Origin of the sequence: Achromobacter sp. ESBL13 (assembly GCF_036668755.1) — a bacterium.
Classification (GTDB): Bacteria; Pseudomonadota; Gammaproteobacteria; order Burkholderiales; family Burkholderiaceae_B; genus Achromobacter.
The window spans coordinates 64,566-86,659 of record NZ_JAZEVT010000001.1; the positions used below are offsets into that span (position 1 = coordinate 64,566).

The window sequence follows — 22,094 nt, forward strand, 5'->3', positions numbered from 1 at the left end:
CCGGTCGGCGCGCGTCAGCCCCCTGGCGGCGCCGCTCAGTCGCCGCCCGGACGGCGGCGAATGATCTTGAACGTTGCCGTGGCGCGCGCCACCAGTTCGCCGTCGGCGCGCCGGATGTCGCCTTCACAGAAGGCGATGGACGCGCCACGGCGCAGGCAGCGCGCTTCAATGACCAGGTCGCCCGTGCCGGGAGACAGGAATGTGGTGTTCATGTCGATGGTGGCCATGCCTTCGGTGGCGTCGGCGGACCCGCGTGCCGCCGCGCTAAGGGTGAAGTCCAGCACGCTCATCAGCGTGCCGCCATGCACGTCGCCCCGGCTGTTGGTCAGGTCTTGGCGCCACGGCAGGGTGGTGCGGGCGAATCCCGGCGCGACGCTCTCGGGCACCAGCCCGATGAAGTGCATGAAGGGTATCGTCAGGCCGAAATAGTCGGTGGAGGCAGAGGCAGATGGGGATGCGGGTGCGGTCATGAGCGTGGGCAAGATGGGTAAGCGGATAGAGCCGGTCATAATATATTTTTTTGCAGTGCCCGCCAGCGTGCAAGCGCGACGGGGCCATCGTCTTCACTGGAATGTCTGAACTCTTGCGCAAGATCGTGCATGTGGACATGGACGCGTTCTACGCGTCCGTGGAGCAGCGCGACAATCCCGACCTGCGCGGCAAGCCCGTGGTGGTGGCCTGGACCGGGCCGCGCTCGGTCGTCTGCGCGGCGTCCTACGAGGCGCGGCGCTTCGGCATTCATTCGGCCATGTCCGCCATCCGCGCCGAACGCCTGTGCCCGCAAGCCATCTACGTGCCCCCGGACTTCAACCGCTATCGCGAGGTGTCGCGCCAGATCCGGCAGATATTCGCGCGCCACACCGACCTGATCGAACCCCTGTCGCTGGACGAAGCCTATCTGGACGTGACGCATAACAAGGGCGGGCTGCCCTCGGCGACCGAAGTGGCGCAGGTCATCCGCCATCAGATCCGCGAGGAAACCGGCCTGACCGCATCGGCCGGCATCGCGCCCAACAAATTCCTGGCCAAGATCGCGTCCGACTGGAACAAGCCCGACGGGCAATTCGTCATCCGACCCACGAAGGTGCTGGAATTTCTGCAACCGCTGCCGGTGCGCAAAGTGCCCGGGGTGGGCAAGGTGACGCAGGCGCGCCTGGAGCAGCTGGGCATCCACACGGTGGGCGACCTGGCCACGCACAGCCTGGAAGAGCTGGCCCACTATTTCGGCCGCTACGGGCGCCGCCTGTACGAGCTGGCGCGCGGCATCGACGAACGCGAAGTGCAAACCGACCAGCCGTTGCAGCAGGTGTCGGCCGAGACCACGTTTTCGGAAGATATCCGGCTGGACGCGCTGGGCGACGCCATCGACCGCATGGCGGGCAAGGTCTGGGATCAGGCGTTGAAGAAGGGCGCGCTGGGGCGCACGGTGGTCCTGAAGTTGAAGACCGACCGGTTTCGCATCCTGACGCGCAGCCAGACCAGCCTGAATCCGCCGGGGTCGGCGGCCGAACTGGCGGCGTTGGCCAGGCTGTTATGCGAACGGGTGGAACTGCCGCCGGAAACGCTGTACCGACTGGCAGGGGTGGGGATGAGCAATTTTGCCGATCCCGCCGAGCAGTCGCGCCAGCCGGATCTGTTCGGCGGCGCGTTTTAACTGCCCGGCGTCCGGTCAGGCCAGACGGGCCTTGACCTGTTGCGACAACGCCGTCATGTCGGCGCGGCCGGCCAGCGCCTGCTTGAGCAGCGCCATGACCTTGCCCATGGCGGGCGCGCCCGTCACGCCTTGCGCGGCCACTTCGGCCAGCGCGGCGTCGATGGCGGCGGCCACTTCTTCAGGCGTTGCGGCCTGCGGCAAGAACTCTTGCAGCACCAGCAATTCGGCCTTTTCCTGTTCGGCGGTTTCCGTGCGGCCGGCCTGTTCGAACGCGGCGATGGACTCGCGCCGTTGCTTGACCTGCTTTTCGATGATGGCGGTGATTTCGGCGTCGTTCAGGTCGCGGCGCTCGTCCACTTCCTTCTGCTTGACGGCGGCCAGCAGGAAACGCAGCGTCGTCAGGCGTTCGGAAGCCTTGGCGCGCATGGCGTCCTTGACGGCATCGGACAGGCGGGTCTTGAGCGTAGCAGTGCTCATGTGTGAACCTTTTGGGTGGTGTTGCGGCAATTCGCAAGTGTAAATCGGGCGGGCCCGGATCGGGCTCGCATCGGGCCGGCATCGGCCCGGCTTACTTCACGCGGGCCAGATCCCCGCGCAGCGCTACGCCGGCCACCACGGCGCCCGCGTGGCATTCGTAGTCGGTCTTGCTGCGGGTTTCGTTTTTGCGATAGTAGCTGACGATGTTCGTCACGGCATTCGCACCGGCCTTCTTGGCGGCTTCATGCAGCGAGATCACGGCCGATTGCGCCGCCCACAGGCACGCTTCCGGGTCCTTCTTGGCAAACGCATTGGTCTTGCGGTTGGTGACCACGTTGGCTTCCAGCACCTGTCCCTTGGGCCCCGTGCCCGCCAGGTAGAACTTGACGCTGCCGTCGATCTTGCCGGCGGCCAGGGCGGCCTCGATGGCCGGTTGCAGGGGCAGGAAGACGGTGCGGTCGGCGGCCAGGACCTGGGTCGAGCAGGCCAGCGACAGGGACAGAGCGCCAAAGAGCTTGTGGGTGATCTTCATGAAGTGCGTTTTCCGTGAGTGAAAGTAGGGAAGAAGGCAAAAAGAAGGCGAACAGAAGGTGAAAATTCAGTGAAAAAGGCGAATAGATGGAACAGGTCAATGCCGACCCGGCAAGGCCGGGCCGGCAACGCCCGGCACCGCTCAGGGCCAGCGCCGGAAGATCAGTGACGTGTTGATGCCGCCGAACGCGAAGTTGTTGTTCATGACGTATTCGTTGCTCATGCGGCGGCCTTCGCCCTGCACGTAGTCAAGCTCGCCGCAACGCGGATCAATGTTGCGCAGGTTCAGCGTGGGCGCGTACCAGTCGCGGTTCAACATCTCGATGCTGAACCAGGACTCCAGCACGCCGCAGGCTCCCAGCGTGTGGCCCAGGTAGCTTTTCTGCGTGCTGATCGGCATGCGGGCACCGAACAGCGCGTGCGTGGCCTGCGTTTCGGCGATGTCGCCTTGTTCGGTCGCGGTGCCGTGACCGTTCACGTAGCCGATGGCCTCGGGCGGCAGCCCCGCATCGGTCAACGCCATCTGCATGGCGATGCGCATCGTGGCCGCTTCGGGCCGCGTGATGTGCGTGCCGTCCGAGTTGCTGCCGAATCCCACCACTTCCGCATGGATGCGCGCCCCGCGCGCCAGCGCATGATCCAGCGATTCCAGCACCAGCATGCCGCCGCCTTCGCCAATGACCAGGCCGTCGCGGTCACGGTCGTAGGGGCGTGGCGTCAGTTCCGGCGTGTCGTTCTGCTGGCTGGTGGCGTACAGCGCGTCGAACACCAGCGCCTCGCTGGCGCACAGTTCTTCCGCGCCGCCGGCCAGCATCATGTCCTGGCGGCCATAGCGGATGGCCTCGTAGGCGTAGCCGATGCCCTGGCTGCCCGAGGTGCAGGCGCTGGATGTCGGAATGATGCGGCCCTTCAGCTCGAAGAAGATGCCCACGTTGGCCGCCGTGGTGTGCGGCATCATGCGCACATAGGAATTGGCGTTCAGGTCGTCGGTGACGCCGTTCAGCAGCATGTTGCCGAACGCGCGGATCTCGGCGGTGCTGCCCACCGACGACCCGCAGGCCACGCCCATGCGGCCATCGGTGATGCGGGGGTCGCCCAGCAGCGACGCGTCGGCCAGCGCCAGCTCGGCGGCGCGCACGGCCAGCTGCGACACGCGGCCCATGCTGCGCAATTGCTTGCGCGTCCAGTGCGAGGGCACCTGGAAATCCTCGACGGGCCCTGCCAGGCGCGTGTTCAGTTCGGCAAAGCGCGACCAATCCGGCATGGTGCGGATGGCGCTGCGACCCGATTCAAACGCTTGCTGCACGCTGGCCCAATCCGAACCCAGCGCGCTGATGCCGGCCATGCCGGTGACGACAACCCGTTTCATCAGCACAAGCCTCCGTTGACGGCAATGACCTGGCGCGTGATGTAGGCGGCGCCCGGCGACATCAGGAAGGCCACCGTCGCGGCGACCTCTTCGGGCTTGCCCATGCGCTGGGCCGGCACGGCTTTCAGGATTTCTTCCACCGGTACGTGCTCGTCGATCATGTCGGTATCGATCAGGCCCGGCGCCACGCAGTTCACGGTGATCTGGCGCTTGGCCAATTCAACGGCCAGCGCCTTGGCCGCGCCGATCAGGCCGGCCTTGGACGCGCTGTAGTTGACCTGGCCACGGTTGCCCACCAGCCCGGACACCGACGCCATGCAGACCACGCGGCCCGGCGCGCGGCGCCGGATCATGGGCATGGCCAGCGGGCTCAGCACGTTGTAGAAGCCGTCCAGGTTGGTGCGCATCACCTGGTCCCAGTCGTCGGCCGTCAAGGCCGGGAAAGCGCCGTCGCGTGTCAGCCCGGCGTTCAGCACCACGCCGTAATACGCGCCGTGCGCTTCCACGTCCGCTTGCAGCACGGCCGCGCATTGTGCGCGGTCGGACACATCGAATTGCAGCACGCGCGCCTGGCGCCCGCGCGCGATGACGTCCGCCTGCACGGCCTCGGCCTGCTCGCGTTGCTGGCGGCAGTGCAGGACAAGATCGTGGCCGGCGTCAGCCAGCGCCATGGCAATGGCGCGGCCGATGCCGCGGCTTGATCCGGTTACAAGAATGGGGGCTGCGTTCATGTCGGGGAAGCTTCCTGGGTAAATTCGTCGGGGTCCTTGGGCTGATACACGTTCAGCCGGGCGTGCGCCAGCAGGCGGGATTCCGCGCGCAACTCGCATTCGAAAACGCTCATGCCGCTGGCGTCGATCAAGCCGCGTCGGACATGGATGGTCAGGGCCGCGCCGGCGGGCAGCGCGTTTGCATGGGATTCGTAGCGCCGGGTGCCAAGCAGGAATCCCAGCTTGACGGACGTGCCCGCTTCGCGTGCGTGGCAACCCGCCCAGGCGCCCACGGCTTGCGCCATCAGTTCCATGCCCAGCCAGGGCGGCAGCGAGCCGTCCGGCAAGGAGTACGGGCCGGGTTTGATGACGGCGTGGGCGCTGAGGCTGTCGGCGTCATAGCCGTCCACGGCGTCCAGCAAGATCATGTTGCCGGCATGCGGCAACAGGCTGGCGACGGGCCAGGGGCAGGCTTTCATGGCTGGGCTCCCAGGATCAGGCTGGCGTTGTTGCCGCCAAACGCAAAGGAATTGCTCATCGCGATACGGGGGCGGCCCGGCGCATAGCGATGTTGTCCCGTGCTGAAATTCAGCGCGGGCAGCGCCGGGTCGGCCTGGCCATCCCAGACGTGGGGCATCAGCCGGCCGTCGGGATTCATGGCGGAAAGCGTGATCCAGGCCAGCGCGGCTTCCATCGCGCCGGCCGCGCCTAGCGTGTGGCCGGTCAACGCCTTGGTGGACGCGCAGGGCACGCCTTCCGGGAACACCGCATGCATGGCGTGGCTTTCCATCGCGTCGTTGTGCGGGGTGCCGGTGCCGTGCAGGTTGACCCAGCCGATGTCGGCAGGCGCAAGCCGCGCGGCCTGCAAGGCGGCCAGCATGGCCTGACGCGCGCCCGCGCCGGACGGCTCGGGCGCCGACATATGCCAGGCGTCGGAACTGGCGCCGCCGCCCAGCAGCGCCACGGCGTTGGCGTCATCGGCGTCGCGCTGCATCACGAACAGCACGCCGGCTTCGCCGATATTGATGCCTCGGCGGTTGACCGAGAACGGTTGGCAGAGCGCGTCGTCCACCGCTTCCAGCGTGGCAAAGCCATTGATCGTCAGGCGGCAAAGCGTATCGGCGCCGCCGCACACCACCGCGTCGCAAAGGCCGGCGGCCAGCAGCCGGCGGGCGGACAGCAGGGCGCGCGCGCTGGAGGTGCACGCGGTTGACAGCGTATACGCCGGGCCGGTTACGCCCAGATGTGCCGCCAGAAACGCAGCGGGCGACGACAGGGCCTGACGGCGGTAGTCGTAGTCGGCGGGCCAGGCGCCTTGCGCTGCCAAGGTACGGAAGGCAGGCGCGTTGTCGTTGACGCCCGACGTGCTGGTGCCCAGCACCACGGCAACGCGGGAGGGTCCGTGGCGGGCGATGGCGCGCTGCAATTGCGGCGCGATCTGCTCGGCGCAGGCCAGCAGCAAGCGGTTGTTGCGGCTGCGCAGATGGTCGGGCATGGGGGCGGCCGTGGCCGTGGCCGTGGCCTTGGCCAGGATGTCGCTGGGCGGGGCGTCTAAGGAGCCAGCGGTGGCCTTGGCAAGCATGTCGCGCGGGGCGGCGACCGAGGTGCCTGGCGGGATGTCGCCATCTGTGTTGGCGGCGGTGTGGGGGCGAGTGTCGGCGGCGGTGCCCGGAAACGCCGGCAATGGGCCGTCATAAGCGCCCAGCGTCAGGCTGCGGTCGCGGACCCAGCCCGCCTGCCCGCGCATGCCGCGCGTGTCGCCATCGAAGGCGGCTTGGGCGACGGCGTTCACGCCAGCGCCCAACGCGCAGACGATGCCGGGGGTGCCTAGCCAAGTGTTCACGGCTGTTCCTTGAGCGGCGCGACGCGCCAGGTGACGCCATCGGCGCCGGTAATCGAAAAAACGTCGGGCTGCGAGGGCTGCGCCCAACGCACCGTCCAGCGCACCGCGCCGCGATCCAGCAGGCTGCGTACCGCCGTGCCGTCCTCTTGCTGCCGCGTGCGCCATGTGCCCGCGCCATAAGCGGCGTCCAGCTGGGCCCGCGGCGTCCACGCGAACATCAGCGCGGCAAACAGATCGCGCGCCTGGGCGTTGGGCCGCATGAATCCGTCGTTGCGCCAGTGGCCGCCCTCTAGCATCTGCCGCGCTTGCGGCACACCCATCGGGTCGAACAGCGACCAGCGCAGCGCCGCCCCTTCGCGCTGCACCACCAGCATCGTGTCCACGCTGGGCTGGTCGGCGGCCACCTGCACGACGTGCAGCTGGCGCGGCACGGCAAAGCCGGCGTCGCGGGCGGGCAAGGGTGGCGCGCCGGCGCAGCCGGCCAGCCCGATCAGCACGGCCAGCAACGCCGCCGTGGCCAGCGCGCGCCGGGCCGACTTGCCCACGGGCAAGGGCAAGCGCGGCACAACGCCAAGGCGGGGTACGGGCAAGGGCAGGCGTGCAAAAACGCCATGTGTGTGCACGGATACGGGCGGGCGAGGCGAAGCGGCTTGCATCATCGGTCTCAGGCGGGTTCGGCTTGCGTGGCGGCGCCACGGCAAAGCTCGCTCAGCATGCGCAGGCGGCGCTGCGGGCTGGCGACAAAGGGGTTGGCGGTGTCCCAGGCGTAGCCGGCAAGAATCGAGCTGATCATCCGCCGGATCTCGGGCTGCGGGTTCTTGTGGAACACCACGTCCTGGAATTCGCCGCTGTACCAGCCTTGCACGTAGGCGCGGAAGGTTTCCACGCCCAGCATCAAGGGGTCGGCGAAATCGGCCTGCCAGTCCACCACTTCGCCGCCCAGTTGGCGGTGCAGGGCGTCGGTGGCCAGCTTGGACGAGCGCAGCGCGATGGTCACGCCCGACGAAAACACCGGGTCCAGGAATTCGGCCGCGTTGCCCAGCAGCGCGTAACCGGGACCGTACAGCCGGGTGACGCTGGCGGAATAGCCGCCGATGGTGTTGGCCGGCGTATCCCACACGGCATTGGCCAGCACGCGCTTGAGGTTCGGCGCGGCAGCGGCCATCTCGCGCAGGGTCGACATCAGGTCCTGATCGGGGCCGCCGAAGAGGTCCTGGCCGCCGACCACGCCGAACGAGCAGCGGCCGTTCGAAAACGGAATCAGCCAATACCAGATGCCCGGCTGTTCGGGATGCACGCTGATCAGGATTTTTTCGCGGTCAAAGCCGGGGTCGTCGATGCGGTCTTCGATGTGCGTGAAGATCGCCTTGCGAGGCGGCATCGACGACGGGCGTTCCAGGTCCAGCAAGCGGGCCAGCACGCGGCCATAGCCGCTGGCGTCCAGCACGAAGCGGCTTGCGACCTGGTAGCTGGCGCCGTCGGCGCCGCGCACATCCAGCAGCGGTTGGTCGCCGCTGAAATCCGCGGCGGTGACTTCCTGCAGGTAGCGCACGTCCACGCCCTGGCGCGCGGCATCGTCGGCCAGTACTTTGTCGAACTGCGCGCGCTGCACCTGGAAGGTGGTGCCGGGGCCGGCCGTGAACTTGTCGCGAAAATCAAAGTAGGTGTAGTCGTCGCCCCGCGCAAAGGCGGCGCCGTTCTTAACCTGAAAGCCCGCCGCGTTGACGGCGGGCATCATGCCGGCTTCTTCCACGAATTCCAGGCAGTGCGCCAGCAGGCTTTCGCCGATCGAAAAGCGCGGAAATTGCTGGCGTTCCAGCATCAAGACATCATGGCCTTGCCGCTTGAGCAGGGCCGCCGCAACCGCACCGGCGGGACCCGCTCCGATGACGACGACTTCACGATGTTCCATGAGGGGAGATTCCATGTAGGTTGAGCTAGAGGGAGCGGCCATGCTGGGGCGGACGCACCCAGGGAGACCACAGCAAAGAGAAGGCAACGCCCAGCGCGACGGCCATGCCGAAGTTCGCGATAGCCGGCGTCTGGCTGACGGCAAGCAGACCGAAGGACAGCAAGGTGGTGACGGCGCCCAGCAGGATGCCGACCAGGCTGGCGGCGGCGCCCGCCACGCGTTCGAACATGAAGATGGCGTAGTCCACGCCGATGGCGGACACCAACAGCAGGCCGAACAGGCTGAACAGGGTCAGGGGCTGGCCCAGGTAGCCCAAGGCGGCCAAGGCGCAGGCGGTGGCGGCAAGAGGCACCGCCAGAATGCGCCACGTGGCCGCCCGACCCAGCGTCAGTAGCAGCAACACGGCGGCCACGCCATAGGACAGCAGCTTCAGTTCGGCGGCTTCGATGCGGGTCGACGCAAACATGCGATTCAAGTCGCCGCTGCGGTCCACCAGTTCGACGCCCGGCAAATCGCCCGCGATGCCGTCCAGGGCGGCGGCCCTGCGCAGGCCCAGCAGCGTGACCATGCCGGCTGCCTGGCCGTCGTGCACGCCCAGCCATTGGCCGCGCCAGCGTTCGGCCAGCGGGCCTTGCAGCGCGGCGTCGAGGGTCAGCGGGGGCAACGCGGCGTAGCCTTGCAGTTCTTGTTGCAGGGACTCAAGCGGAATGCCGATGTCGGTCAATGGTTTCCAGGCCTGGGGCTGCCGGGCCAGTGCCGCCAGCCGTTGGCCCAGCGCCAGCTGGTCCTGCACGGGCGTCACCAGCTGGCTAAGCGCGCTGTAAGCGGCAAGGTCACCACGCTGGACCAGCGCGTCCAGCTTGCGAGCCACCTGCGCTTGTCGGCGCAGCAGCTCGTCCGCGTCGGGCGCGCGCACCAGAAAGAACTGGCTGGTCGGCGTGAAGCCGGTGATTTCGCCGATCTGGCGCGCTTGTTGCAGTAGCGGGGCGGGCAGGCTGAGCCATTGGCGCAGGTCGTCCTGGATGACCAGCCGGCTGATGCCACCCGCGGTGGCGGCCACCAGCGCCAGGGCGCCCACCGCCAGCAACAGGCGTTGGCCCGCCACGCGTTCGCGCAAACGCAAGGCCGCTTCGGCGGCATGCAACAGCGGGGGCCATGGGCGCGGGCGCCAGCCGTTCATCCATGCCGGAAGCTGGCACACCGTGCACGCGTAGGCACCCAACAGGCCGGCGGCTGAAAAGACGGCCGTCTGCGTCAGGGCGGGAAACGGGGTAAAGGCCAACGCCACGTAGCCGACCAGGCTGGCCGCCAGGCTGATGGTCAGGCCGGGCAACACGCGGCGCAGCGCGGGCCATGCCTGCCAGTCGGCCATGCCGTAGCTTTTGCCCAGCCAGTGCATGGGAAAGTCCACCGCCACGCCGATCAGGCTGGCGCCGATCACCAGCGTCAGCACATGGATCGAGCCAAACACCGCCACGCAGGCGACCGCGCCGGTCAATAGGCCCACCGCCACCGGGATGAATGCCAGCAACGCGCGCGCGCGGCGCAAGGCCAGCAACAGCACCAGGACGATGCCGGCCATGGCGATGGACCCGATCCACGAACTTTCCGCCACGGCCTGCGCCCGCCCGGCCGCCGCGTACAGCGGGCCGCCGGCCACCAGGAGTTCCGCGCCGTCGGCCTGTAGCGCCTGGCGGGCTTCGTCGATGCGGGCCGCCAGGCCCTGTGGCGCGTCGGTGTCGAATGCGTCAGCGCGCGTTTCGGCGCGCACCATCACCCAGCGCCTGCCGTCGTGTTCGGCTTGCAGCGTGCCGGTGCCCATGTCGTATTGCACCGCGCCGCCCGGCCGCAGCGCCTGTTCGGCGCGCCGCGTCAGCCCCAACCAGTCCTGGTCCACGGGCACCAGCCCCGACGACGAAAACGGGTCGGACAATTCGCGCGCGCGACGTTGGGCGTAGGCGGCGGGGTTGGCGGCCAGTTGTTCGCGGTCGGCGGGGGGCAGCATGGCAAGGCGTCCTGCCAGCAACTGCGCGCGCAGCGCGGCCACGTCCACATTCAATTCCAGCTGCACCGAGGCGAACAGGCCGCTGTCGCGCAGGCGGTCGGCCAAGGCGCGCGCGGGCGCCACCGGGTCCGCGCCCGGCCGCGCCGCGACCAGGGCCAGCAACTGGCGGGACAGCGGTTGCTGGATGCGTGCTTCGGCCAACTGCCGCGTGGCGTCGGCCCGGGTGTGCGGCACCAGCTCCATCAGGTTGGCCGACACCGGCCAGCCGTGGCGGCATTGCCACGCGCCCACGCACAGAACCAATAGCAGACCCAGCTTGAACAGCCGGGGTAGCCAGCGCTCAATGGGAAAACGCACGTTGCTCTTCTGAAGTCAGGGCGTCGGCGGCAACCGCATCCGTCATTTGCAGGACGCTGCGATCGCCTTGGGTCTCGCGCAATTCGATGCGGTCAACCAGCTTGCCGCCGTTGATCTGGATGTTGTCAAAAATCTGGCGCAGCAAAGCGGACCGCGGCGTCAGCATCAACTGCCATGCCGTGGCGTCGCCCGTCAGGGCAAGGTCGAAATTGTCTTGCAGGCCTTTGGTTTCGCCGGCCAGCACCGACAGGAACAGGCGGTTCTCGCGGCCTGAGCCGGTTTGTTGCGGCAAGGCCTGCCAGGCCCCGGATTCATCACGCCGCGATATGCCGCCGGCGTCGATGCGCAGGTCCTGGGCGATGGGCGTGCGCAGCAGCCACAACAGCCCTTTGCCCGCCGCCAGCGTGAAGTCGCCACGGCTGGTCAGGGGCCGCGGCAGCGAGCGCAGGAATTTCTGCTGGATGAAATGGCCACGCACGACCGGCGTGGCACGCAGTTGGGCTTGCAGGTCGTCCAGGCTGAAAGCGTGCGCGGTCCACGGCAGCACGATCAGCAACAGCAAGAGCAACTGCAACTGCCGCAGCGCCGCATGTCGCGCGAGTGTCAGGCCGCGTTTCAAGCCGTGTTTCAAGCCGTGTTTCAGGCCGCCTTTCAGCCCCAGTGCAAACGACTTGATCGCAGGCGCCTTCATGCCGAGGCCTCCAGGGCATGCAGCTTGCGCCGCACGGCGTCCACGAACGCGGGTGGCGAGGTCAATTGCATTTCACGGGTTTCGATGCAGACGGCCACCTGTTCCGACGTACCGCGCGTCAGCCGCTTGCCGCTTGCCGTATCCAGGATCAGGTAATTGATCTTCAAGCGGTTTTCCCATTCCACCAGCTCGGCGCGGACCGTCAGGCGCTGGCCGAACTCGGCGGGCTGGGCGTAGCGCAGATGCAAATCGATGACCGGCCACGCGTAGCCACTGGCGCGCATGGCGTCGTAGTTGTGGCCCAGTTGATCCAGCAGTTCGCAACGCGCCTGCTCCAGGTACTTCACGTAGTGGCCGTGCCACACGACATTGAGCGAGTCGACGTCGAAGAAGGGCACCTGGATGTCGACCTGTGCGCCGATAAGGCCTCGTTTACGCATCGTCTTTCCAGAAAGGGTAGAAGTTGAACCATTGCAGCGGCGCCAGCCGGCAGTGCGCGGCTAGCTGGTCGGCATAGCGTTGTGCCCAGTGGGCGATGCGTTCCTGGCGCGTGGCGCGCGTCCATTGAATGCCGTCGCACAAGCGCTGCATGGAGACGCGGTAGCGGTCGCCATGGCGGGTGCAGAACAGCACATTGACCGGGCAGCGCAGCAGCCCCGCCAGCAGCCAGGGCCCTTGCGGCAACGGCGCGAGCGCACCCAGGAAGTTGACCAGCGTGGTGCGGTCGCCCTGCAACGGCACGCGGTCCCCGGCAATGGCCAGCCATTCCCCGCGATCCAGGCGCTGCGCCAGGTCCAGCATGGTGGCGGCATCCAGTTCGCTGACCTGGATCATGCGCAAGCCCCCGCCGGCCGCATCAAGCAGGCGGTTGAAATGCACGGCGTGCTTACTGTGCACCAGCACATTCAGGCGCAGCGCGCCCGACCGTTCAGCCAACGCGCGGCACACTTCGATGTTGCCCAGATGCGAGCCCACCAGTATCTGGCCACGGCCCGCGCCCATTTGGGCATGCAAGCCGTCCGGGTCGGCGATGTCCAGGTGCGACAGCGTGATCTTGCCTTGCCAGACGTCCAGCTTGTCCAGCATGGCGTCGGCGAACGCCAGGTATTGGCGGTAGACGGGCAAGGTGCGCGGCAGCGGCACGTGCGCCGAGGGCGGCATGTGGGGCATGTCGGGCGTCGTCGTGCTGGACAGCCGCTGCTGGTACTGCGCAATGGCGCGACGCGCGCGCCCGCCGAAGGCGTAGAAGTACAGCACCACCACCCACACCACGGGCGCGACCACGCGGCGGCCCAGGTGACGCGCGGCCCAGGCCGTCAGGCGCATCAGCGCGGGGCTGCCGCGCTCGCGCTGGTGGGCCCAATGGGAATCGGCGGCGCTCAAGATTGGGTCCTTCGTGTCGGGCGCTGCGCGCCTCGTGCCAGACGGCGCCACAGCAAGGCCGGGGATCTGCCCAGCATCCCGAAGAACAGCCGCGCGTGCATGCGGCTGATCAGCACGTTGTCACGCAGGCCCTTGAAGTGCGACACACCGCCTTCCGGGTACGTCACGCGAGTAGGGCGCCATGCCATCGGCACGCCGCGCCAATGCAGGCGCACCAGGATGGCGATGTCGAAATCCATGCGGCGGCCGACGCCTGCGCGGTCAATGACGGGCAGGACGGACGCCAATGGGTAAATACGAAAACCGCACATGGCGTCGGGGATGTCCGTCGACAGCGTGTTGATCCAGACCCAGACGCGGGTCAGCCAGCGCCCGTAAAGGCGGCTGCGCGGGACATCGTCGCCGTAGACGGGCGCGCCGCAGATTACCGCTTGCGGCTGGGCGCGCGACGCCTCGGCCATGGCGATGGCGTCGTGCAGGGCGTGCTGGCCGTCGGCGTCCACCTGCAAGGCGTGGGTATAGCCCAAGGCGGAGGCGGCGCGCAGGCCGTCCTGTACCGCCGCGCCCTTGCCGCCGTTGACGGCGCGGCGCACCAGGTGCGTGTGCGGTTGCGCGGCCAGCGTGTCCAGCACGGCGGCGCAGCCCGGCTCGGAACCGTCGTCCACCAGCACGCAGGGCAAGCCCTGCGTCGCCATTTGCGCGTGCACGGCGGCTACCGTCGCGCCATGGTTGTAGACGGGGATGACCGCGCACAGCTTATGGGGTTGCGGCATGGCCATCCCTTTGAATCACGCGGCCCGACGAGCAGGGCGCGTCGTCCACCGTCAAGGTGAAATACAGCTTGTGTTTCGTCTCGTCCCAGCGCAAGGCCATCACGGCCTGATCGCCCGGACGCAGCAGCCGCTGAAATTTCAGGGCCTCCATGCCGCCAAATTGCAGGCCCGGGCACAAGCCGCGCTGCGCCAGCGACACCGCCCAGCTGATCTGGGCCACGCCGGGCACCACGGGCACCGTCGGGAAATGCCCGCTGAAAAACGCCAGGTCGTACGGAATATCCAGCGTGTAGCGGCGTTCGTTGTCGGGTTGGGCGGGCACTTCGACCGCGTGGGGGTCCACCGGGCGCGGGCCCGCCGCCGCGTCGAACAATGCCTGCGGCAGCTTGCCCTGCGCATTGGTGGGCAGATGCCTGAAAAGCCGCCACGAACGCGGTATGGCCAGGGACTCAAAACCCGTGCCCAGATGCGTGCGCAGCGCGTCCACCAGCGTCTTGCGGCCCTGGTTGCGCAGCACATGCAGGCCCGCGCCCGACAGCGCGATCAGCCCGGTCAGGCGCGTAGCGCCGCTCGCGATGCCCACCCGCGCATCGGACACATACCCATGGCGCATCAGCGCCTGTTCCAGCATCGGCAACGAGATCCGTTTTTCTTCGATCTTGACGATGCGGTCCAGGCGGCCCAGCAATTCAAAGCCGCTGCCGGTCAGCCGGGCGCCATCCGAAGTGTGTTCGTCGGCGGCGTTGACCCAGGGCGACTGCACGCGCAGCGCGCCGTCGGCGCCTGTGCTGAGCGCAACGCCGGGCAGGGCTTGCCAGTCAGACGCGCCGGTGCGCCACGCAACCGCGCCGGTTTCCGAGCTGCCATAGATTTCGGTGGGACGCAGGCCAAGTTCGCGTTCGATGTCGTCGGATACCCGCAATGGCAGCGCACCGCCCGACGAATGAATGCGCAGCAGTCGGCCGCGCAGTTGCGCCCAGTCCAGCCGTTGGCCCAGCCGCCGCAGCATGGCGGGGCTGGCTATCCAGGTGAAGGACGGGTAGCGCAGGCTGGCTTGCTGCAATTCCTCGGGATAGTGGCGCTGAAGGCGGTCGATCAGGCGGCCGGCGCACAGCGGCCACAGCACGCGAAACGGCAGGCCGTACATATGCTGGGCCGATACGCTGCCCAGCACGGGCGTGTCCGGTTCCGGCCATTGCCGCTGCAAGGCGTGGACCTCGGCCGACAGTTGCCGCCATTGCTTGTGCAGCGGCTTGGGCGCGCCGCTGGAGCCCGACGTGCACAACACCACGGTGCGCGACGGGTCCAGGCTGGCGGGCGCAAGGGGCGGGTGGCCTTGCAAGCCGTCCAGCCGCCATTGGCGAAAGGCCGGCACGGGCAGGGCGGCGTCGGTCAGCCAGGCGTCCACATCCGCGTCCAGCGTGGCGCAGGTGGCGGGTTGCGCATCGCCGGGCAGGACGGCGATGACGTCGGCCCGCCAGCAGGCGTACAGCGCGATGGCCAGCGCCACGGCGTCGTCAAACCACAGCGCCACGCGGCGCGGCGCGCGTGCCTGCAAGGCGCCGGCCACGTGCAGGCTGGCCTGCGCGAAAGCCGCGCGCGTCAAGGGGGGATCGTCGGCCAGCAGGACGTCGTGGGCGGCTGCGGCTGGCAACAGCAGGTGTTCAGGCGGTGTCCAGCGCATGGCTCAAACCGCCTTCGCGGCTGCCGGGCGCAGCAGCCATTCGCCTGCCATCAGCAGGCCCATCAAGCCATAGCTGATGGCGCCGTTGTAGGCGACCCACCAGCTCCAGGGCGCCCAGGCGGCCAGGGCCGCGGCAACGGCGCCATTGCCCGCAAAAAACAGGCACCATGCGCGCGTGACATTGCGCGTATAGCGCACGCCCTCGGGCGGCAGGCTCGGATGGCGCAGGCGGGCGATTTGTTCAACCACGGGACGGCCGACGCGCAGGCTTGTGCCGAAGATGGCAAGCATCATCGCATTGACCATCACGGGGTACCAGCGCAGCCAGGCCTCGGAATTGCAAAGCGCCAGCACGACGCAGAACGTTACCGCCACGGCCGGCAGCAAGCGCGCGCCGGGTTGCCCGGCGCGCGCGGTCACGCCACGCAGCAACCACAGCAGCGCCAGCGGCAAGGCCAGCCAGGCGGGACTGACGCGCCCCAGCGTTGCGTGCACCACAAAGGGATACGCGACGCCGGCAACGGCCAAGCCGGCCGCAACGCCGCGCCTCATGCGTCGGGAGCCTGCTTCTGCCACATGGCCTGGACCACGTCCTCGACGGTGCGTACCGTGCGAAAGTCGTTCGCGTCCAGCTTGCGGCCGGTCTGGCGGCGCACGTGGTCGATCAGGTCGATGGCGTCGATGCTGTCGATTTCCAGATCGGTATATAGATTGGCTTGCGGCGTAACGCGTTCGGGTTCGATCTCGAACAGCTCGACCAGCGCCTCGCGCAACGTATTGAAGATGTCCTCACGGGTATGCATCGTGGACTCCATCTGCGTTAGGCGCGGCGCTGCGCGGCGACAAAGTCCGCCAGGCTGCTGATGCTGGTGAAATGCTCGCGCATGTTGCGCGTTTCGGGGTCGATGGCGATGCTGTAGCGCTTTTGCAGCGCCAGGCCCAGCTCAAGGGCATCGACCGAATCCAGCCCCAAACCGTCGCCAAACAGCGGGGCGTCGGACGCGATGTCGTCGGGGGTGATGTCTTCCAGCCCCAGCGATTCGATGACGAGCGTCTTGAGCTCAAGTTCCAATTGATTCATCCCGCTTTGACTCCGTTGCCACCGTCCCGGGTGGCGTGTTCGTTCATGACAGCGCCGGCCGGCGCGGTGCGCGCCAACTCGGCTTCGAAATAGGCATGCAGCCAGGCATTCATCTTGCGGCCCGCGGCGGGCAGGGGATGCGCGCTGCTCCAGACGGACGGGTCGATGTCCTCGCCCACCTGGATGACATAGCGCATGCGGCGCGCGGGAATCCGGTACCAAGGTTCGCCCTTGGTCAGGCTGCGCGGGTTCATCTGGATCACCACGGGCGTGACGACGCGTGCGCCGCGCAGCGCAATGGCGCAGGCGCCACGGTGAAACCGCGGCAAGGCGTCAGGCGGCGTACGCGTGCCTTCCGGAAAGACGATCAGCGTTTCGCCGTTGCGCAGCACATCGGCGGCGCGGTCGAACATGTCGAAGCTTTCGTCGTTGGTGATGTAGCCGGCGTTGGCGACGGGCCCGCGCGTAAAGGGGTTGGTGGCCAGCCCATGCTTGACGATGCAGTTGGCGTTCTTGACGTGTCCCACCAGGAACACCACATCGAGCAACGACGGGTGGTTGGCCAGGATCATCTGGCCGGGCTTGCCCAGGCGTTCGGCGCCTTTGAATTCAACGGTCAGGATGCCCACCCGGACCATGAACCGGATGAACAGGCGAAACGTGCGGTTCAGCGCCCAGCGCGCGCGCCGCTGGCGTTCGATCCGGCCGCCCGGCAGCAGGCGCTGCGGCGGGAAGACCAACACGCGCAACAGCACGCCGCCCACGCCGAACATCGTGAAGGCCATGCCGGTGGCCAGCAGGCGCCAAAGCCAGAAGTCCTGGCGGGGTTGGGGTGGGCTAGTCATGCGGTGCGGGTCCAGGTCCAGCGTCGGGCATGATTGGCATGCGCCCACGTGGGGGTGCGCAGCGTCAGGTGGCGCAGCAGGTTCAAGGGGTTGGGCCAGGGGTGCGCGGCTGCCGTCGGGTCGGGGGAAGGCGCGGGCGGCGGGCGGTGGCTGTCGGCGCCAAAGGACAGGGCCAGCGACCAGTCCGAGCCGGCGCGCAAGCGAAACGCGGCGGCGTAGGTGTAGGGCACGTCATCGATCCAGGCCGCATAGGGCGCGGGCGGGCGTTCTTCGGCAAGCACCACCAGGACGTCGTCATGGCCTTGGTCCAGCAGCATGGCGCCTTCGACAAAGGCGTGTTCCAGGCCGTCGCCGTCCACGGACAGCGCAACGGATTCCGTGGTTTCACCGCGTATGATCGACCACTGCGCGGCGATGGCGTTGTGCACCGACAGGCCGAACGCAGTGGGCGATAACGGTTCATCCGCCGCCAGCGCTTGCAGCAGACCGAAGTTGCGGCTGGTTTCGCCGTGCCGCGAGGCAAACACGAAAGGCATCGCCGGGCGCCCGGCCGCTAGCGGCCACGCGCATTCGAACACCGCGCGGGCAAGCGGGCTGAGCCGGCGGCGTTGCATCGGGGGCAGAAAGTCCAGGCGGGGCGCGCGTGCGTCATCAAGAGGACAGTAAGGGTGTTGCGCCCAATGAAACCAGTCTTCGGGCGACTCCATTCCTTGCGTCCAACCTTGCCATTGCGCGATTGAAAACGTCAACATAGCGCGCGATTCTACTATGTCATCGCTCATGGAATTTGTTTTCAGTAGTAACTTTGTGTCGGCGCCGCCCCAAGGGGTTTGACGGCTTTGAAATGTAATTGGTTACTTGTTGCCGTGGAAATTCAGGAACTATTCATGTATTGGGCGGACAAAGGCGCCGCGGATCGTTATCGGGTGAAGGACCTGTCCGAAAATGATGCCTTGCTGGCGTCCGCCCGATCCGGCCCCAAGGCCCGCGAAGACTGGCAGGTCAGCCGCGCCTTGCTGCATGACGCGCGCCGGTCCACCCCCCCGGGCGGCGTGACGTCGCTTAGCCACAGCGGCGGCCACGCCGTCTGCGTCCGCGCCCCGGACGGCTGGGCAGTGGGCGCCGACCTTGAGCGCCTGCGCACGCGGGATTTCGCCGCGCTGGCTGCCTGGGTCTGCTCAGCGGAAGAGGCCGAGGCACTGGCCGCCTTGGACGGGCCGGCCCGATGCCATCGTTTTTACCTGCTGTGGACGTTGAAAGAAGCCTTGATCAAGGCGGCAAAACTGGCTTTTCCAGCGGATATGGCCACGGTCGGCCTCGCCAGGGATGCCGGTGGCAATTGGCGGCTGCGCGCGCCGCCCGGTCCGTGGCAGGCGGCCAGCTGGATGGTGGGGGACGCATGGATGGTCTCCGTGGTCTGGCAGGGCCCGGCCCAAGCCACAAGGTATCCAATTTGGCGTGGCGGCGCCGGCTGCGTCTTGCCTGCGCTAACACTTGTTGGCGAATGGGTACGCAATATCGAATAACAGGCGCGCCGGGATTGGCTCGTTCGTTCTTAAAGATGTATTATAAATATATGTTTAAAGCGAGCACGATCGCAATTCAAGGAGCAGCAAGATGTTGAGCCCCGAAGTCCGCGCGCTGGTCAAAGCCACGGCCCCCGTTCTTAAAACCCATGGCGTGGCGCTGACGCGTCATTTCTACGCGCGCATGTTTCAGCACAATCCCGAGCTCAAGCACGTGTTCAACCAGGGCCATCAGGCCGGCGGCCAGCAGCAGCATGCGCTGGCCGGTGCCGTGACCGCCTACGCGGAACACATCGACGACCCTTCCGTGCTGGCCCCCGTGGTGACGCGCATCGTGCACAAGCATGTCAGCCTGGGCATCCGCGCCGAGCACTACGCCATTGTGGGCAAGCATTTGCTGGCATCCATCCGCGAAGTGATGGGCGAGGCCGCCACCGACGAACTGGTGGACGCCTGGGCCGCCGCGTATGGGCAGTTGGCGGACTTGCTGATCGCCGAAGAATCGCGCCTGTACGCCGAGTCGGCGGCCAAGCCGGGCGGCTGGACGGGGTGGCGCGCGTTTCGCATCGTGGGCAAGCAGCCGGAAAGCGCCGAAATCACTTCCTTCTATCTGGCGCCGTCCGATGGCGGCACGGTGCCCGAATATCGGCCCGGCCAGTACCTGTCCGTGCGCGTCTATATTCCCAAGCTGGGTCTGATGCAACCGCGCCAATACAGTTTGTCGGATGCGCCCGGGCAAGATCGCCTGCGTATTTCGGTCAAGCGCGAGGCCGCGGGCGCCGACACGCCGGCGGGCCTGGTGTCCAACACCTTGCATGACCGGCTGCAAGAGGGCGACGTGCTGGATGTGGCGCCGCCGCAAGGCGATTTTTATCTTCAACAAGATAGCGACGCGCCCGTGGTGCTGCTTAGCGGCGGCGTCGGGCTGACTCCGATGGTCTCCATGCTGAACCACCTGGTGCGTACGGACGACAAACGCCAGATCCGGTTCGTGCACGGTTGCCGCAACCGGGCGGTGCACGCCATGCGCGACCACGTGAACCGCATCGCGGCAGAGCGCGCCAATGTGCGCAAGGCGGTCTTCTATGAAGAAGTCGGCCATGCCGATAAGGCCGGTGAAGACTACGACCACCGTGGTCGCGTGAACCTGCGCGCCATTGCGCACGAAGCCATTGTGCCGGGCGCCGACTACTACCTGTGCGGCCCGGCGCCGTTCATGGCCGCGCAACGCTCTGCCTTGCTGGAGCTGGGCGTGGAACCCGTGCGCATCCACGCCGAGGCCTTTGGCACCGGCGGCGCCCCTGCCTGAGCGGTGTATCCTGGCGGCCTGAACTTGCCGGGCCGCCCGGCCACCCCCATCCCGCCATGCAACTGACCCGATTCACCGACTTCGGCCTGCGCGTCTTGATGTATCTGACGCAATGCCGCGACCGGCCCACGGCCGTGACCATCCCGGAAATTGCCGAGCGTTTCGACGTGTCGCGCAATCACCTGGTCAAAGTGGTGCACTTCATGTCGCAACGCGGCTGGATCAGTACCGTGCGCGGCAAGGGCGGCGGTTTGCGGCTGGCGCGTGACGCGTGCACCTATCCGGTGGGCGACCTGATCCGCGAACTGGAACAGCAAGGGCCGCTGATCGACTGCCGCGAACCGCCCTGTGCGCTGGACGGCGCCTGCCGGCTGGCGGGCGTGCTGGCCCAGACCCTGAACGCTTTCTACGATGCGCTGAACGGCTACACGTTGGCCGATCTGGTGCGCGACCCCACCGCCGCCGCCATCATCAAGCTGCATCGCGCGGCTTGACCGGCCCCGGCTGACCCTGCCCCATCCCATGATGTTTTGTTATGGATGCTGCGGCGTTTGGCATTTGCCGCGCCGCCCATGGCCGTTACAAAATGGGATATTCCCTGTTTGATTGGATGAAGGCATGCGCGTTTGCGTAATCGGTGCGGGCGTTGTCGGCGTGACGTCTGCGTATTTCCTGGCGCGCCAGGGCCACGATGTGGTGCTGGTGGATAGCCAGGCGCGGCCGGCGGAAGTATCCAGCTACGCCAACGGCGGTCAGCTCAGCTACAGCTACGTCGCGCCGCTGGCGGGGCCGGGCGTCTTGCCCAGCGTGCCCGGCTGGCTCTTGCGCCAGGATTCCCCGCTGCGCTTCCGGCCCCGGCTGGATCCCCACCAATGGCGGTGGTGCGTGCAATTTGCGCTGGCCTGCCGCGCGTCGGTGGCCAAGGCGTCCACTGCGCAGTTGCTGGGCCTGTCCTACCTTAGCCGCGACGTCATGCACACGCTGCTGCAACAGGAAAACCTGGATTTTGGCCACCTGAAAAACGGCAAGTTGATCGCCTACCGCAGCGCGGCCTTGCTGGACAAGGCGCGCGCGCTGGTGGCCTATCAAGCCGGGCACGGCGCTCAGCAGCAGGTACTGGACGCGGCGCAAACCCTGGCGATGGAGCCCGCGCTGGCCGCCATGGGCCGCAACCTGGCTGGCGCGATCTACACGCCCAGCGAAGAAGCGGGTGATTGCCGTCAGTTCACCGAAGGGCTGTTCGACCGCCTGCAAGCGCTGGGCAATGTGGAATGCGCCATGTCCAACCCCGTGACGGGTTTGCAGCGCGAAGGCCGCCGCATCGTCGCGGTGAACACGCGCCATGGCGACATCGGCGCCGACGCCATCGTGCTGGCCACCGGGATCGGCACCCGTGCGCTGCTCAAGCCGCTGGGGCACGACGTGCCCTTGTACCCGCTGAAGGGGTACAGCCTGAGCGTGCCCTTGGCGGATGACGAACCGGTTGCCCCTCGCATCAGCGTGACGGATTACGAGCGCCGCATCGTCTATGCGCGCGTGGGCAAGGTGCTGCGCATTGCCGCCATGGTCGATATCGGCAGCGCCAACGCGGATATCGATCCCGCGCGCGTGGATCTGCTCAAGCGTCAGGTGCGCGAGGCGTTTCCGGCGCTGGATTTGTCGCAAGCCATTCCCTGGGCCGGCTTGCGCCCGGCCACCCCTACCGGCAAACCGCTGATCGGGCAGAGTCCCGCAGCCGACAACCTGTGGCTGAACATCGGCCAGGGCGCGCTGGGCTTCACGCTGGCCTGCGGCAGCGCCGCGCTGCTGACGGCGCAGATGGCCGGGCTGGAACTGCCGCTGGACCCGGCGCCGTTTCGGCCTTGAGGCCGCGTCCCCCAGGAGCCATTGCCCGCGTTCACGGGCGTTCAATACAAGCGCGTCCGGCCACGCCATAGTGCGGCT

Annotated in this window: 25 protein-coding genes; 5 read left to right on the top strand and 20 right to left on the bottom strand. The window is 67.5% G+C overall.

Annotated elements, in window-relative coordinates:
- Positions 1 to 35 precede the first annotated feature (35 nt).
- Positions 36 to 470, bottom strand: coding sequence for a PaaI family thioesterase (locus V6F88_RS00340; protein ID WP_332607389.1), 435 nt, complete (start codon positions 468 to 470; stop codon positions 36 to 38).
- Between the two features lie 101 nt (positions 471 to 571).
- Between V6F88_RS00340 and dinB the strand changes: the two genes are divergently transcribed.
- The gene (gene dinB / locus V6F88_RS00345) at positions 572 to 1,654 is read left to right on the top strand and encodes a DNA polymerase IV (RefSeq protein WP_332607390.1); all 1,083 of its coding nucleotides are present in this window, start codon (positions 572 to 574) and stop codon (positions 1,652 to 1,654) included.
- Between the two features lie 15 nt (positions 1,655 to 1,669).
- On the opposite strand, the gene V6F88_RS00350 is transcribed toward dinB, so the two are convergent.
- The 19 genes from V6F88_RS00350 to V6F88_RS00440 form a co-directional block, all read right to left on the bottom strand.
- Positions 1,670 to 2,131, bottom strand: coding sequence for a GatB/YqeY domain-containing protein (locus V6F88_RS00350; protein ID WP_006218783.1), 462 nt, complete (start codon positions 2,129 to 2,131; stop codon positions 1,670 to 1,672).
- 91 nt (positions 2,132 to 2,222) lie between these two features.
- Complete coding sequence (locus tag V6F88_RS00355; protein ID WP_332607391.1) at positions 2,223 to 2,663, bottom strand: excinuclease; 441 nt, start codon at positions 2,661 to 2,663, stop codon at positions 2,223 to 2,225.
- A 141-nt stretch (positions 2,664 to 2,804) separates the two neighbouring features.
- Positions 2,805 to 4,031 (bottom strand): beta-ketoacyl-ACP synthase, encoded by a 1,227-nt coding sequence (locus V6F88_RS00360; RefSeq protein ID WP_332607392.1) that lies wholly within the window; start codon positions 4,029 to 4,031, stop codon positions 2,805 to 2,807.
- Positions 4,031 to 4,762, bottom strand: a complete 732-nt coding sequence (gene fabG / locus V6F88_RS00365; RefSeq protein WP_332607393.1) for a 3-oxoacyl-ACP reductase FabG — start codon at positions 4,760 to 4,762, stop codon at positions 4,031 to 4,033. The genes V6F88_RS00360 and fabG overlap by 1 nt, the downstream gene beginning before the upstream one ends.
- Positions 4,759 to 5,220: a hotdog family protein gene (locus tag V6F88_RS00370; RefSeq protein WP_332607394.1), complete on the bottom strand. Its 462-nt coding sequence runs from the start codon at positions 5,218 to 5,220 to the stop codon at positions 4,759 to 4,761. The genes fabG and V6F88_RS00370 overlap by 4 nt, the downstream gene beginning before the upstream one ends.
- Positions 5,217 to 6,584, bottom strand: coding sequence for a beta-ketoacyl-ACP synthase (locus tag V6F88_RS00375; RefSeq protein WP_332607395.1), 1,368 nt, complete (start codon positions 6,582 to 6,584; stop codon positions 5,217 to 5,219). The genes V6F88_RS00370 and V6F88_RS00375 overlap by 4 nt, the downstream gene beginning before the upstream one ends.
- A complete protein-coding gene (locus V6F88_RS00380; protein ID WP_332607396.1) occupies positions 6,581 to 7,243 on the bottom strand; it encodes a DUF3261 domain-containing protein in 663 nt (220 codons plus the stop codon). Before V6F88_RS00380 ends, V6F88_RS00375 begins: the two co-directional genes overlap by 4 nt.
- A gap of 5 nt (positions 7,244 to 7,248) precedes the next feature.
- Complete coding sequence (locus tag V6F88_RS00385; RefSeq protein ID WP_332607397.1) at positions 7,249 to 8,496, bottom strand: NAD(P)/FAD-dependent oxidoreductase; 1,248 nt, start codon at positions 8,494 to 8,496, stop codon at positions 7,249 to 7,251.
- A 25-nt stretch (positions 8,497 to 8,521) separates the two neighbouring features.
- Positions 8,522 to 10,858: an MMPL family transporter gene (locus V6F88_RS00390; protein WP_332607398.1), complete on the bottom strand. Its 2,337-nt coding sequence runs from the start codon at positions 10,856 to 10,858 to the stop codon at positions 8,522 to 8,524.
- Positions 10,842 to 11,549 carry an outer membrane lipoprotein carrier protein LolA gene (locus tag V6F88_RS00395; protein ID WP_332607399.1) on the bottom strand — a complete coding sequence of 236 codons (708 nt, stop codon included), beginning with the start codon at positions 11,547 to 11,549 and terminating at the stop codon, positions 10,842 to 10,844. The genes V6F88_RS00390 and V6F88_RS00395 overlap by 17 nt, the downstream gene beginning before the upstream one ends.
- Complete coding sequence (locus V6F88_RS00400; protein ID WP_332607400.1) at positions 11,546 to 11,989, bottom strand: acyl-CoA thioesterase; 444 nt, start codon at positions 11,987 to 11,989, stop codon at positions 11,546 to 11,548. Before V6F88_RS00400 ends, V6F88_RS00395 begins: the two co-directional genes overlap by 4 nt.
- Positions 11,982 to 12,932 (bottom strand): LpxL/LpxP family acyltransferase, encoded by a 951-nt coding sequence (locus V6F88_RS00405; RefSeq protein WP_332607401.1) that lies wholly within the window; start codon positions 12,930 to 12,932, stop codon positions 11,982 to 11,984. The genes V6F88_RS00400 and V6F88_RS00405 overlap by 8 nt, the downstream gene beginning before the upstream one ends.
- Positions 12,929 to 13,705, bottom strand: coding sequence for a glycosyltransferase family 2 protein (locus V6F88_RS00410; protein WP_332607402.1), 777 nt, complete (start codon positions 13,703 to 13,705; stop codon positions 12,929 to 12,931). Before V6F88_RS00410 ends, V6F88_RS00405 begins: the two co-directional genes overlap by 4 nt.
- On the bottom strand, positions 13,689 to 15,389 hold the full coding sequence (locus V6F88_RS00415; protein WP_332607403.1) for an ApeI family dehydratase: 1,701 nt from the start codon (positions 15,387 to 15,389) through the stop codon (positions 13,689 to 13,691). Before V6F88_RS00415 ends, V6F88_RS00410 begins: the two co-directional genes overlap by 17 nt.
- 3 nt (positions 15,390 to 15,392) lie before the next feature.
- Positions 15,393 to 15,941 (bottom strand): hypothetical protein, encoded by a 549-nt coding sequence (locus V6F88_RS00420; protein ID WP_332607404.1) that lies wholly within the window; start codon positions 15,939 to 15,941, stop codon positions 15,393 to 15,395.
- Positions 15,938 to 16,192 (bottom strand): acyl carrier protein, encoded by a 255-nt coding sequence (locus V6F88_RS00425; RefSeq protein ID WP_332607405.1) that lies wholly within the window; start codon positions 16,190 to 16,192, stop codon positions 15,938 to 15,940. Before V6F88_RS00425 ends, V6F88_RS00420 begins: the two co-directional genes overlap by 4 nt.
- A 17-nt stretch (positions 16,193 to 16,209) precedes the next feature.
- The gene (locus V6F88_RS00430; protein WP_332607407.1) at positions 16,210 to 16,470 is read right to left on the bottom strand and encodes a phosphopantetheine-binding protein; all 261 of its coding nucleotides are present in this window, start codon (positions 16,468 to 16,470) and stop codon (positions 16,210 to 16,212) included.
- A complete protein-coding gene (locus V6F88_RS00435) occupies positions 16,467 to 17,315 on the bottom strand; it encodes a lysophospholipid acyltransferase family protein (protein ID WP_332607408.1) in 849 nt (282 codons plus the stop codon). Before V6F88_RS00435 ends, V6F88_RS00430 begins: the two co-directional genes overlap by 4 nt.
- Positions 17,312 to 18,067 (bottom strand): beta-ketoacyl synthase chain length factor, encoded by a 756-nt coding sequence (locus V6F88_RS00440; protein ID WP_332607409.1) that lies wholly within the window; start codon positions 18,065 to 18,067, stop codon positions 17,312 to 17,314. The genes V6F88_RS00435 and V6F88_RS00440 overlap by 4 nt, the downstream gene beginning before the upstream one ends.
- 135 nt (positions 18,068 to 18,202) lie before the next feature.
- On the opposite strand from V6F88_RS00440, the gene V6F88_RS00445 reads away from it, so the two are divergent.
- From V6F88_RS00445 to V6F88_RS00460, 4 genes are all read left to right on the top strand, one after another.
- On the top strand, positions 18,203 to 18,841 hold the full coding sequence (locus V6F88_RS00445) for a 4'-phosphopantetheinyl transferase family protein (protein WP_332607410.1): 639 nt from the start codon (positions 18,203 to 18,205) through the stop codon (positions 18,839 to 18,841).
- A gap of 91 nt (positions 18,842 to 18,932) precedes the next feature.
- The gene (gene hmpA, locus V6F88_RS00450) at positions 18,933 to 20,150 is read left to right on the top strand and encodes an NO-inducible flavohemoprotein (RefSeq protein ID WP_332607411.1); all 1,218 of its coding nucleotides are present in this window, start codon (positions 18,933 to 18,935) and stop codon (positions 20,148 to 20,150) included.
- Positions 20,151 to 20,206: 56 nt separating this feature from the next.
- Positions 20,207 to 20,644 carry an Rrf2 family transcriptional regulator gene (locus V6F88_RS00455; protein ID WP_332607412.1) on the top strand — a complete coding sequence of 146 codons (438 nt, stop codon included), beginning with the start codon at positions 20,207 to 20,209 and terminating at the stop codon, positions 20,642 to 20,644.
- 124 nt (positions 20,645 to 20,768) lie between these two features.
- On the top strand, positions 20,769 to 22,016 hold the full coding sequence (locus V6F88_RS00460) for a D-amino acid dehydrogenase (protein WP_332607413.1): 1,248 nt from the start codon (positions 20,769 to 20,771) through the stop codon (positions 22,014 to 22,016).
- The last annotated feature ends 78 nt before the right edge of the window (positions 22,017 to 22,094 follow it).